This window comes from Mycoplana dimorpha (genome assembly GCF_003046475.1).
Lineage (GTDB): Bacteria > Pseudomonadota > Alphaproteobacteria > Rhizobiales > Rhizobiaceae > Mycoplana > Mycoplana dimorpha.
On sequence record NZ_PZZZ01000014.1, the window covers coordinates 17,347 to 29,219 of the forward strand.

The 11,873-nt window shown below is 63.4% G+C and carries 10 protein-coding genes and 2 pseudogenes; 3 read left to right on the top strand and 9 right to left on the bottom strand.

Features of this window, described 5'->3' with window-relative positions; all coding sequences use genetic code 11:
- Positions 1-168: 168 nt before the first annotated feature.
- Positions 169-294: pseudogene (locus C7449_RS21065) on the top strand (transposase); the annotation flags it as partial.
- Positions 295-344: 50 nt separating this feature from the next.
- Here C7449_RS21065 and C7449_RS21070 read toward each other — a convergent pair.
- From C7449_RS21070 to C7449_RS21110, 9 genes and pseudogenes are all read right to left on the bottom strand, one after another.
- Positions 345-1,346: an IS30 family transposase gene (locus tag C7449_RS21070; RefSeq protein ID WP_108004868.1), complete on the bottom strand. Its 1,002-nt coding sequence runs from the start codon at positions 1,344-1,346 to the stop codon at positions 345-347.
- A gap of 67 nt (positions 1,347-1,413) precedes the next feature.
- A pseudogene (locus C7449_RS22265) lies at positions 1,414-1,539 on the bottom strand (LysR family transcriptional regulator); the annotation flags it as partial.
- A 72-nt stretch (positions 1,540-1,611) separates the two neighbouring features.
- Entirely contained in the window at positions 1,612-3,117 is a 1,506-nt protein-coding gene (locus C7449_RS21080; protein ID WP_108004869.1) for a M81 family metallopeptidase, read from the bottom strand.
- A gap of 12 nt (positions 3,118-3,129) precedes the next feature.
- Positions 3,130-4,077, bottom strand: coding sequence for an ABC transporter ATP-binding protein (locus tag C7449_RS21085; RefSeq protein WP_108004870.1), 948 nt, complete (start codon positions 4,075-4,077; stop codon positions 3,130-3,132).
- A complete protein-coding gene (locus C7449_RS21090; protein WP_108004871.1) occupies positions 4,074-5,030 on the bottom strand; it encodes an ABC transporter ATP-binding protein in 957 nt (318 codons plus the stop codon). The genes C7449_RS21085 and C7449_RS21090 overlap by 4 nt, the downstream gene beginning before the upstream one ends.
- Positions 5,027-5,875, bottom strand: coding sequence for an ABC transporter permease (locus C7449_RS21095; protein ID WP_108004872.1), 849 nt, complete (start codon positions 5,873-5,875; stop codon positions 5,027-5,029). The genes C7449_RS21090 and C7449_RS21095 overlap by 4 nt, the downstream gene beginning before the upstream one ends.
- Positions 5,872-6,798: an ABC transporter permease gene (locus C7449_RS21100; protein WP_108004873.1), complete on the bottom strand. Its 927-nt coding sequence runs from the start codon at positions 6,796-6,798 to the stop codon at positions 5,872-5,874. The genes C7449_RS21095 and C7449_RS21100 overlap by 4 nt, the downstream gene beginning before the upstream one ends.
- A 28-nt stretch (positions 6,799-6,826) precedes the next feature.
- On the bottom strand, positions 6,827-8,395 hold the full coding sequence (locus C7449_RS21105) for an ABC transporter substrate-binding protein (RefSeq protein ID WP_108004874.1): 1,569 nt from the start codon (positions 8,393-8,395) through the stop codon (positions 6,827-6,829).
- Positions 8,392-9,357 carry a MurR/RpiR family transcriptional regulator gene (locus tag C7449_RS21110; protein WP_108004875.1) on the bottom strand — a complete coding sequence of 322 codons (966 nt, stop codon included), beginning with the start codon at positions 9,355-9,357 and terminating at the stop codon, positions 8,392-8,394. Before C7449_RS21110 ends, C7449_RS21105 begins: the two co-directional genes overlap by 4 nt.
- A 113-nt stretch (positions 9,358-9,470) precedes the next feature.
- Between C7449_RS21110 and menC the strand changes: the two genes are divergently transcribed.
- Both menC and C7449_RS21120 read left to right on the top strand, forming a co-directional pair.
- On the top strand, positions 9,471-10,604 hold the full coding sequence (menC, locus tag C7449_RS21115; protein ID WP_108004876.1) for an o-succinylbenzoate synthase: 1,134 nt from the start codon (positions 9,471-9,473) through the stop codon (positions 10,602-10,604).
- A complete protein-coding gene (locus C7449_RS21120; RefSeq protein ID WP_108004877.1) occupies positions 10,601-11,353 on the top strand; it encodes a GNAT family N-acetyltransferase in 753 nt (250 codons plus the stop codon). The genes menC and C7449_RS21120 overlap by 4 nt, the downstream gene beginning before the upstream one ends.
- Positions 11,354-11,873: the final 520 nt, after the last annotated feature.

Consider the following 11,873-nt stretch of genomic DNA (forward strand, 5'->3'; position numbering starts at 1 on the left):
CGTTTTGAGACGATGTCCAAGTTTAGCAGAGGCCCTTTGGGGCATCCAGACGTGCATTACTGCCATGTCATATCGGCGGTGATTTTCTCCTCGTCTACACTGTAGACTGACCTGCCACTGAGAATTTCCTCCAGAATGGATTAGACACCGGCCATTGAGGACGGACGCATGAAGAAGCAGAGATTTACGGAAGAGCAGATTATTGGGGTGCTGAAGGAGCAGGAGGCAGGTGCGAAGGCGGCTGATCTGTGCTGCAAGCACGGGATTTCTGAGGCGACTTTTTATAATTGGAAGGGTGGAGAAGCTAACCCAAGTGCATCATGCCTGTCTTACAGGGTAGGGGATCACTTGCCTTCCTGCAAATGGGCCATGAACACTTCGGCCGGCGTCTTGTAGCCGAGGCATTTTCGCGGCTGATCGTTCAGATGTCGTGCGAGTTGGGTGAGGTCGCGCTGTAATACGGCTGCCAGGTCAGTATCGCCTGGCACGAAGCGGCGAATGCGCTTGTTGGCGTTCTCGACGGCACCTTTCTGCCACGGCGAATTGGGATCGCAGAACCAGCTTCTCGCGCCTATCCCATCTTCCAGAGCCCGATAGCCCATGAACTCGGTCCCACGGTCGAAGGTGAAGCTGCGGCGGGCATGAGAAGGCAGAGGCGAGAACGCATGGATGATCTTGTCCATGATCGGCCGTGAGTGCCGGCTCCTGTTCTTGATCATCACCGTATAGCGGCTCTTGCGCTCGACGAGGGTGGTGACGTTGGCTTCACCGAGCTCGCGACGAAAGATCAGCAGATCGCCTTCCCAATGACCGAACTCCGATCGGCTGCCAATAAATTCAGGGCGTTGGCCGATCCTGCAGTCGATCGGAATGCGCGATCCGCGTGGCTGGCGTGTTCCACGACGCCGACGCTTGCGCCGAGCCTCGGGAAGATGGCGATAGAGCCCCAGCGCATAGTCTTCCTTGGAGTAGATGAAGCGATAGATTGTTTCCGGGCAAATGCGGACGGGGCTCACGCCGTCGGCAACCAGGCGACCGGCGATCTGCTCCGGCGACCAATGCGCCTTCAGCCGATCGGTTACGAACACGCGCAGGTCGGGATGCCGCCTGAGCTTGCGCAAGCGCCGCCGCCGTTCCTTGGCTATGGCGTCGGCCACGGTGCAGTAGTAGCCGCTGTATTCGGGAAACTCGGCATCTTGAAACGTATTGCGTCTCAGTTCGCGATAGATCGTCGAGCGGTGACGGCCAAGCAGGCGCGCGATTTCGCCGACGGGGACCTTGCGTTCCTTCAGATGATGAAGGCGTCGGCGATCGGGCAGGGAAAGCTGCGAATAGCAAAGCGACATCCAAAATATCTCCAAGGCGAAACCATCGAAATCATTGGCATGTCGCACTTGGAAATAGAATGTGCCTAATCGCGATCCCAGGATGGTGGCGCCTGACCGAAACGATAGGTTTCGCCAGAAGCGCGGATGAAAGAGCCGGTGGCGCACTGACCCTGACATGGCCGCGCATCGTCGTCGGACTGTTGCGCCCGACGAGCCTGCCAAGCCAATCGAACAACCAACAGTATCTGAGGTTCTGGCCTACGAAGCCGGCGGCAGACCATCGTCACAGATCATGGGGAAAGCCGACACGGTCCAGCGGCCAGACCGGACGGCGGACGCGAACATAGGGTCGAAGGTGCGCCTGCGGGGTAGCGAGCGCTCCGGTGTCGCACACGATCACCTGGCCTGCGACCGGTTCGAAGGCGGCACGGAAATGCTGCATCGACTTCACCACCAGAAAGCGCAGTCGCGAGGGCTCGATGCCAAAGGCGCGCACCTGTTGGAGGTCGAGCATCTGCCCCGGCAGGGTTACGATGAGGATATCGATTCCCTTCACCCGAAACACGGCAGTCGGGCCGAAGCTGTAGGTGATGCCGCCAAGGATCGGCCCGTCGCCGGTATAGGTGCCGTCCGAAAGGTGAACGATCTCACCGGTCAAAATAAGCGGGTCGCCGCCGAAGGCCGGGTCGCACTTACCACCGATGGCCAGCGTCACGGTTTCGCCGACGGCGTGCCGATGAAGTTCCGCGGCGGCGGCCGGGTCGATCATCGGCGCAAAGGCCCCTCCTGCAGCACCCGTAGTCAAAAGGGCGGCGAGAAGCGCGGTGGCGTCCCCATAAGCGCCGGCGCCAGGGTTGTCGGCATAGTCGGCGATCACTAAAGGCCCCTGGGATGAATCGAAGTGGCGGGCGACGGCGGCGGCCTCAGCCGGCCCGAGGAAATCGTTCGAGGTCAGCCCACGGCCTTCCCAAATGGCGTGGGCGAGGTCTTCGGCGATTTCGCGCGCGCGGGGGCCGGCGCCTTCGTCATGCGTCACCAGAACAGTCGGCCCCATCTCCTCGATATCGGTTTCCGAAAAGCCGGCATTAACCGAGACGGCGAGGATTCCCGGCTCGGTCTCGAAGGCGCTGGCACGGGTATAGAGATCCGCCGTCTGTGGCACATCGGTGCGACCGGCATTGGCCTCATCGAGCATCGGGCGGTGGGCGCGCAGTGTGCGCGGCCGCGTCGCCCCACGCATCGCCGCATCGAGAAGCCGGCCAGCATGGCGACCGGTCTCGCGCATGTCCACATGCGGATAGGTCTTGTAGCTGACGAATATCTGCGCCCGTTCCACCATCGCCGGCGTCACCATGGCATGCAGGTCCAGCGTTACGGCGATAGGGATCGCGTCACCGAGGATGTCACGCAGTCGGGCAAGAAGCTCCCCTTCGCCGTCCTCGCAGAATGTAGGCACCATGGACCCGTGCAGGCTGAGCGCCACGCCATCGAGCGTGGCGCGATGGCCGCGGGCAGCTTCGCAGATGATCCCCGCGACGTGTTCGAAGGCTTCGCGCGAGACGCGGGCGCCCGGCGTGGCGTGGGCTGAAACGGTGTGGGTCACGCGCCAACCGGCCTCGCGCCCAGCGTCGAGGAACCCCGCAAGTTCCTCGTTCACGTCGCCGAACCGGTCGACGGCCGCCTGTCCGATATCGAGCACACCTTCACGAAAGTCCTGTAGCGTGGTCTCGCCCTTCTTGAAGGTATTGCTTTCATGAACAAAGGCGGCGGTAAGAACGTGAAACGACATCGGATGTGGCTTTCAAAGTGGATGGAAACAGGCGACGGGATGGGATAGCCCCTGCGATAGCGGCGGGCGCTCCCTGCGACAGCGGTCTGAAGCGAAGGCGCAGCGCGTGGCGAAAGCGCAGCCCGCAGGCAAGGCGAAGGGACTGGGGATTTCCCCGCCAAGCGGCACGATTTCGCGCCGGCGGGCCGGGTCGGGGGCAAAGCCCGAGCGCATCAGCGCATCGGTATAAGGATGGCGCGGCGCCGCTTGCGTATTGGGCAGCACCTCAACCACCGAGCCGAGATACATGACCACGATCCGATCGCAGAAATAGCGCACCAGGCCAAGATCGTGGCTGATGAACAGGTAGGTCAGCCCCATCTTGTCGCGCAGATCGGCGAGTAGTGCGATGATCTGCGCCTGGATCGAGACGTCGAGCGAGGCGGTCGGCTCGTCAAGCACGACCAGATCGGGATGTAGGGCCAGAGCCCGGGCGATTCCGACACGCTGGCGTTGCCCGCCGGAAAGCTGATGCGGGTAACTCGTCGCCAACGCTTCCGGCAAGCCGACGGCGGCGAGCATGGCGGGAACGGCATCGTTCGGCAGATCATGGCCCTGCACCCGGAAAGGTTCGGCCAGCACCTCGGCCAGAGTGAAGCGCGGATCGAGGCTCGAATAGGGGTCCTGAAAGACCATCGCCATGCGCTTGCGCATCGCACGCAGGGCGGTCGGGGGCAGAGCGGTCAGTTCGGTGCCGTCGAAGACGACGCTGCCCTCGGTTGTCTCGATCAGCCGCAGGATTAGGCGGGCCAGCGTGGACTTGCCGCAGCCGCTTTCACCGACCACACCCAGCACTTCGCCACGGGCAATTTCCAGCGTCACATCGCGCACCGCGGTCATGACGCGCTCGCGCGAGAACAGTCCCCCGCCGGAACGGAAGCGTTTGGTCAGCCCTTCGGTACGGATCAGGGGTTCGCTCATGGCGGTCCGGCGTGATGACAGGCGACGCTTCCCGCGCCCAGCGGCAAAAGCGGCGGGGCGTCGTCCCGGCAGGTTTCAGTTGCCCGCCGGCAGCGCGGATGAAAGCGGCAACCGGGCGGGAAGGCCAGTGCGGAGGGAACCGCGCCTGGGATACCGCGAAGACTGCGCTTGGCCATTCCTTCTTGCGGGATGCAATCGATTAGCGCGGCGGTATAGGGGTGGGCTGGGTTCGCGAAAATCGGGCCGACCGGCCCCTCTTCGACCAGCCGGCCCGAATAGAGCACCGCAACCCGGTCGCAGATCTGCGCGATGACTCCCATGTCATGCGTGATAAGCAGCAGCGCCAGCCCGCGGTCGCGCACCAAAGCGCCGAGTATCTGTATGATTTGTGCCTGCACCGTGACATCGAGCGCCGTGGTGGGCTCATCCGCGATGATCAGTTCGGGGTCGCCCGCGAGTGCCATGGCGATCACGATGCGCTGCTTCATGCCGCCGGAAAGCTGGTGGGGATAGGCGTCGACCACGGCTGCCGCGTCGGGAATGCGCAGTTGAGTCAGCAGGTCTAGTGTGCGGGCGCGTGCGGCAGCTTTCGTCAGGCGAAGGTGCAGGCGCGAGACGATATCGACCTGCGCCCCAATCCGCTGCACCGGGTCGAGGGCGGTCATCGGGTTCTGGGTAACGAAACCGATGCGCCGGCCCCGCAGCGCGCGGCGTTCGGCATCGCTCATCCCGGCCATATCCCGTCCGGCAAAGCGCACCTCGCCTTCCGTGACGCGCCCGCCGATAAGCGGCAACAACCCCATCGCGGCCATGGCGGTCAGCGACTTGCCCGAGCCGCTTTCACCGACGAGGCCGAGGATTCGGCCGGCTTCGACTCTGAGGCTGATGCGGTCCACGAGCGCAACATTGCCAATGGCGACGCTGACGCCCGAGAGTTCCAGAAGCGCACTCATCCGGCACCCCGCAGCTTCGAACGGATATCGAGTTCGGCGATCAGCGCATCGCCGTAAAGGTTGATCGCCAGCACCGTCGCCGCCACGGCAAGGCCCGGAAAGACGATGATCCAGGGCGCCTTGAACACCAGCGCCGAGCCGGCTGACATCATGCCGCCCCAGGAGGGCACCGGCGGCTGCGCGCCAAGGCCGAAGAAACCGAGCGTCGCTTCGAGTATGATCGCATCGCCCGTGGCCAGCATGGCCGCAACGAGCACGGGGGCGAACGCGTTGGGCAACAGGTGGCGCAGCAGGATATGCGTGTTGCCGGCCCCGAGGCTGCGCGCCGCCTCGATAAAGGTCTCCCCCTTCAGCGTCATGATCTGGGCCCGGGTCAGGCGAGTGAACTGCGCCAGATAGGCAACGGCGATGGCGATCATGGTGCCAGTGGTGCCGGGGCCGATGATGGCGACCAGGATCAGCGCGATCAGAATCTCCGGGAAGGACCAGGTCAAGTCGACGACCACCATCACCGTGCGGTCGAACGGGCCGCCGAACCACGCAGCGGCCGCGCCGAGCACCATTCCGCATGCCACCGATAACGAGATGGCGATGGCGCTGACCGAAAGCGATGTGCGGGCGCCATACATAAGGCGGGTCAAAAGGTCCCGCCCGAACTCGTCCGTGCCCAGCCAATGGGCCGCCGAGGCCGAGCCATAGGCCTCCTTCAAGGCCTGCGCGTCATAGGCATAGGGCGAGATCAGTGGGGCGAAAAGCGCCGCTGCGACGATAACGATAAGCCACGCGCCGGCGATGCCACCGACCGGCCAGCGAAGCGCACGTAAGGGGGCCGGCCAAGCGCTCATGCCATCGCCGCCCTGATACGTGGGTCCATCATTGCCTGCAGGACGTCGCCCAAGAGCGTGCCCAGCATCACCGCCATCGCCAGCATCAGCAGGCACGCCTGAACCACTGGATAGTCATGCTGGCTGAGCGACTTGATCAGCAGCGTCCCGAGCCCCGGACGAGCGAATACCACCTCGACGGTGATCGCTCCGCCGAGAATCCAGCCGATCCTGAGCGCGAGGATCGTCACCACCGGGATCAGCGCGTGGCGAAGAACGTGAAAGAGTTCGATGCGCAACGGAGGCAGGCCCTTGGCGTGCAGAAGCGTGACGAAGTCCTGCCTGACGGCCTCGATCATCGCCACGCGGGTGATGCGCGCGACGAGCGCGGTGCCGCCGAGGCCGATCGTCACCACCGGAAGCACCAGCGAGTTCCAGCCGCGCGCGCCCGAAACCGGGAACCATCCCATCCAGACGGAAAAGACCAGCATCAAGATCAGTCCCAGCCAGAAGTTGGGCATGGTGGAACCAACGAGCACGCCGCCCATGATGGCGCGGTCCGGCCAGCGGTCACGCCAGAGGGCTGCGATGATCCCCAACGTTATCCCCACGACACTGGAGAAAAGCAGGGCCAGACCGCCTAGGCGCAGGGAGTGCGGCAACGCCTGCGCGATCAGTTCGGCAACCGGTCGGCGCGCCACGATGGCCGTGCCGAGATCCCCCTGGAATACCTTTCCAAGCCAGATGCCGTATTGCACCGGCAGCGCCCGATCGAGACCGTAGCGCGCCTCCATCTCGGCGCGAGCCGAAGCCGGCGACCCGACCTTCAATAGGTTGTCGATCGGGTCGCCGGGTATGAAGTGGAGAATGGAGAAGATCACCACCGACACGGCCAGAAAAACCGGGACGAGCGTCAGCACACGTCGAATCAGCCACGGCAGCATGCCGGTCCTCCCTTCGCCGCGGTCGCGCCTATTCCTTCACCTCCATGTCCATTATAGCCACTGTGCTGATGCCGGGCGCATTGATCTCTTCGGGCATGAGCAGGCGGTCCTTGTTGTAGGCGACCGCCTGGACCGGCTGATAGATCGGCGCCATCGGGAACTGGGTCAGCACATAATCATGATAGGTGGTGAAATGTGCCACGCGCTCCTCCATGTTTTTCGAGCCGGTCATGGCTTTTGCGCGCAGTTCCTCCGCCTTGGGGTCGTTGAACATGGAAACGTTTGGATACCCCAGCCGGTCGGCGCCGAAGAACCAGTCGACAATATCGGCATTGTCCCAGTTATAGGAACGCACGGCCAGTTGCTGGTTGCCGGTCTTGTACTGGTCGCGGATCATCGAGCTGTCGAAGGTGGTGATCTCGGCTTCGATTCCGACCGCCTTCAGTTGCGCCTGGATCACTTCGGAGAGGCGGCGGAAGATCGAATCCGACTGGGTCCACAGGCTGACCTTTAGGGGGGCGCCGTCCTTGGCCCTCACGCCGTTTTCACCCATCTGCCAGCCGGCCTCGTCCAGCAGCGTATTCGCGCGGTCAGGATCGTAGTGGATCCTGGCGCTGTCGGAGACATGGCTCTCGGGCAAGGCCGAAATCAGGAACGTGTCGGCCACCAACCCGACTCCGTCGAAAACCGAGGCCAGGATTTCTTCCTGGTTAATCGCCTTGGCCGCTGCCTCGCGCACACGGATGTCGTCGAAAGGGGCCTTCGTCACATTGATCGGCATGTAGTAGACGTCCTCGCCGGGTCTGGTCAGGACGACGAGGTTCGTGCTCTTCTCCACCTCGGTGGTGAGGTCGGCGGGAACGCTCAACAGAAGGTCCACGCCGCCGGTTTTCAGTTCCAGCAGCGCCGTCGAATCTTCGGCGATCTCGCGCAGCGTCAGCTTGGCGATCTTGGCCGGCCCAACGTTCTTGGCCAGAGGCGGACCCCATTTATAATCGTCGTTACGAACAAGCACCGTTTCCTGACCGATCGTAAAGCTTTCCAGCTTGAACGGACCGGTGCCGTACGCCTCGGTCACGCCGAAATTCTCGCCTAGCGCGGCCCTGGACTCCGGCTCGATGACAGACATGTAGCTCGAAGACAGGTTGTAGAGCAGGTTGGGCTCCGGTCGCGCCATCACGAACTTCACTGTGGCGTCGTCGATCACCTGAACCTCCGCGATCGCCTCGCTCATGTAGGCGTTTTCGGCGGCCTTGAACTGTTCCAGCCAGGCCTTAACCACCTCTGCGTCGAACGGCTTGCCGTTGTGGAATGTCACGCCCTTTTTGAGATGAAACGTCCAGGCCATGCCGTCCGGCGCTTCTTCCCAGCTTTCTGCAAGCCAGGGATGATAGGACAGGTCCGCGGCCTGGCTCACCAGGCGGTCGAAGATCAGGACCGTCCCGCGGCCGAGATTGTTGGCGCGGATCGGATCCAGCGTCGGTATCCCCACTTCGCTGTTGGGTGCGACGAACACCGCCTCCTGGGCCTGGGCGGCGGAGATCGCGGCAAAGCTGAGGGAAGCTGCAATAAAGGTCTTGCGAAAGAGAAAAGTCATGCCGGGTCCTCTCTGTGTGGGAATCTGTGTTTTACTTTGCCGGGATTTCGTCCGGGGACGATATGGCCGACGAAATCTGCGTAAAGCGCCGAGACGCGGGCAATTCTGTTCTCGACTAGGGCGCCCAGTTCGCGAAAGACGCCATTCACCATCAGGCCGATCAGGGATGACATGGCCGACGTGGCGTCCCAGAACTGGTTGAGGTCGGTCGGCACGGCGAAAAGTTCGGTGACGACGCCCGGCGCCCAATCGCAATAGGGATCGGTGATCAGCGTCACGGGAATCCCCTCGTCGCGCGCGGCTAATGCCAAATCGTGCGTCAGGCGCGAATAGCGCAACCCGTCGATCAGGACGAGCGTGGTCTCGGCCGCCTCTCCCAGCAGGATTTCCGCGAAATGGCCGCCCGCGACATCCGCCAGATGCACACCTGGCCGTAGATATTGCAGGTTGTGTGCCAGTTCGACCGCGTGGCCGCGCTCCGTCTGGAACCCCGCGACGAAGACCGAGCGCCGCCGCGCCAGCCGCTCGATCGCCGCCTCGAAGGCCGGCGTCGCCGCAAGCTCGTAGACGGTGACAAGCGCGGCAATCTCGCGTTCCAGCGCCCGCGCCAGTTCCGCCCCGCCTTCGCGGCTGCGGCGGTGGAAATCCTTCAGCCGATCGCCGATGAGCCAGGGCTTCTCGCCCAGATCCGCCTGGAGGCCGGATTTCATGTCCTTGAGATGGCGGTAGCCAATGGAGCGGCAGAACCGACCGACGGAGGCCTCGGACACCCCCACCTTGCGGGCAAGCGTCGCCGCGGTCTCGAATGGCAGCGACGACTGGTTGGCGAGCAGATAATGCGCCAGCGCGCGCTCCGAAGGCGTTCCGCCTTCCACGGCTGCGGTCAGACGGTCATGCAGATTGCCGTCGGTGGCGGTCCGATCGGCCGTACCGTTAGATTGCGCCTCCTGTGAACGACCCACCGGCTCTCCCCTCCCGTGTAGATGAACCGAGCGTGACAGAAATATTTCACCTCGTCAACAATGCAAGTAAACTGTAAAGATACGTCGGAAGCGCACTAATCAGGAAGCCCGCCATGCCCGATTCCACGTCCACCCGCTTGCCCCTCCGCATTGACGGCGCCGAATTGCGCCTGGTGCGGCTGCCGCTGGTGAACCCGTTCACCATCGCCACCGGTACGATGACCGAAAAGATTTTCCCGCTGCTGATCCTCCGCTCGGGCGGGTTGGAAGGCTACGCCGAGGGCGTGATGGACACGCTGCCCGATTATCTGGAAGAGACGGTAACCGGGGCGATGGACTTTCTGGCGACCGTGCTTTTGCCGCAGGTTCTGGGTAAGGCTTTCCCCCACCCGTCAACGCTGGCGCGGGCCCTCGAGCCATGGCGCGGCAACTTCATGGCCCGGGCGACGCTGGAGATGGCCTTCTGGGACCTTTGGGCGAAGTCGCTGGACATACCGCTCCAGACCGCCCTCGGCGGCGAGGGCGAGGCGGTGGATGTCGGCGTCTCGCTTGGCATTGCGCCGATTGCGGCGACGCTGGACAGCGTCGCCGACCATGTGCGGCAGGGCTACAGGCGGATCAAACTCAAGGTGAAGCGCGGGCACGACATCGCGCTGCTCCAGGCCGTCCGGCAGGAATTCCCAGACGCCCATCTGACCGTGGATGCGAATTGCAGCTACACGCTGGCCGATACCGACCTGATCCGGCGAATGGACGAATTCGACCTCGACTACATCGAGCAGCCGCTGGCCTGGGACGACATCCACGACCATGCCACGCTGCAATCGCGCGTCCGCACGCCGATCTGCCTCGACGAATGCATCCGCACGGTGGAGCACGCGCGCAAGGCGCTGCAAACGGATGCGGCCCGGGTGATCAACATCAAGGTCGGGCGCGCCGGCGGCCATGCCGCGGCGCTCGCCATCCACGATCTGTGCGAAGCCTTCAGCGTGCCGGTCTGGTGCGGGGGAATGCTGGAAGCGGGAATCGGCCGCGCGCACAACATCCATCTCTCGACGCTCCCAAATTTTACAAAGCCCGGCGACACCTCCTCGGCCAGCCGCTATTTTACCCGCGATATCATCGAGCAGAAACTCGAAGCTCGGGATGGACGGATGCCGGTGCCCGTTGGTCCCGGTATCGGCGTGACACTGGACCAGCATTACCTCGCCACCGCCACCTTGTCGCGGCAGGAGTTTCGGCCATGAGCGGCGTTGTCCTGCGCGAACTGTCCGGCATGGCGGAATTCCGCGCGGCCGAGGCGCTCCAGCGTGAAGTCTGGGGTCAGGGCGACCTGCCCGATCCGGCCGATTTGATGATGGTAATCCAGGCCGAGGGCGGCCTCGCCGGCGGCGCCTTTGCGGAGGGGCAGCTTCTCGGCTACGTCTTCGGCTTTCCGACACGCGACCCTTCGATCCAGCATTCGCACCGGCTGGCCGTACGGCCGATGGCGCGCGGCCGTGGCCTGGGCGTTCGCCTCAAGCGGTATCAGCGCAGTTGGTGCCTGGCGCGGGGCATCACCCTAATTCGCTGGACTTTCGATCCTTTGCGGGCAGTGAACGCCTTGTTGAATATCCATCAGTTGGCGGCGACCTCGAACACCTATCTCGAGGATTATTACGGCGAGATGGAAGGGATCAACCGCGGCCTCGCTTCCGACCGGCTTTTGGTAGATTGGCACCTCGAAACCCCGGTGGTCGCCACCCTGGCGCACGGTGGGCAGCGCCCTTTGCAGTCGGCCACAGCGCTACCGCTCTCCCTTCCGAAAGACCTCGAGCAACTGACGAAAACGGCGCCTGGTCATGCCCGCGACCTGCGCAACCGGCTACGCGATTTATTGCAGACGGCATTCGCAAACGGGCGCTCGATCGTTGATTTCGACAGGAACGAACGGTGCTATCTTCTGGCCGAAGAGAGCACGGCCGACGATTTCAGCCGGAAAGCGATGCGGCTGTAAGGGATGGTGTCACTTGGGAAGGTGGGAAAGCGCGGACACGCCGGCCACTGCAGCCCACTGCGCGATCGCCCAGCGGCAACCCGGTTTGAGTTAGGGCTTCGTAAGGCCACGGAGCGCCCCAACTCGCCCAAAAGCGCCGAAAAGCGCGCCACCACACGTGCTAGCTAACTATGCCGCTTCTGCCGTCGAAAGACGCGCGCCAGTCGGCCATCGCGGCCAGTTCCCCTTGATCCATTATGCGATCTTCCTGGTCCAAATCAACAACCCGCGCAGGGCTCGTGAGAGCGCGATTCTGTCCACCCTAAGGCGAGCGGCAGCATTGCGCCGCCAACTTGGTCATTGAACTGGCGGCGGCCGCGTCCCAGAAGCGGACATGGCCGAAGGCACTTTTCGTTCATGACGGCACCCTGGGGCGTAAGCGCTGGTTTTCCCCCACCTTCCGGATCAGCGTGTGATTGTTGATGTTGTTGCCGAACGAGGCTTCGACATATGACGATTACAGGGTTTACGCATGGCACCA

Bases quoted from the DNA above. Each gene is read 5' to 3' on its own strand.
- C7449_RS21070 (WP_108004868.1), bottom strand. From the start codon at position 1,346: ATGTCGCTTTGCTATTCGCAGCTTTCCCTGCCCGATCGCCGACGCCTT.
- C7449_RS21080 (WP_108004869.1), bottom strand. From the start codon at position 3,117: ATGTCGTTTCACGTTCTTACCGCCGCCTTTGTTCATGAAAGCAATACC.
- C7449_RS21085 (WP_108004870.1), bottom strand. From the start codon at position 4,077: ATGAGCGAACCCCTGATCCGTACCGAAGGGCTGACCAAACGCTTCCGT.
- C7449_RS21090 (WP_108004871.1), bottom strand. From the start codon at position 5,030: ATGAGTGCGCTTCTGGAACTCTCGGGCGTCAGCGTCGCCATTGGCAAT.
- C7449_RS21095 (WP_108004872.1), bottom strand. From the start codon at position 5,875: ATGAGCGCTTGGCCGGCCCCCTTACGTGCGCTTCGCTGGCCGGTCGGT.
- C7449_RS21100 (WP_108004873.1), bottom strand. From the start codon at position 6,798: ATGCTGCCGTGGCTGATTCGACGTGTGCTGACGCTCGTCCCGGTTTTT.
- C7449_RS21105 (WP_108004874.1), bottom strand. From the start codon at position 8,395: ATGACTTTTCTCTTTCGCAAGACCTTTATTGCAGCTTCCCTCAGCTTT.
- menC (WP_108004876.1), top strand. From the start codon at position 9,471: ATGCCCGATTCCACGTCCACCCGCTTGCCCCTCCGCATTGACGGCGCC.
- C7449_RS21120 (WP_108004877.1), top strand. From the start codon at position 10,601: ATGAGCGGCGTTGTCCTGCGCGAACTGTCCGGCATGGCGGAATTCCGC.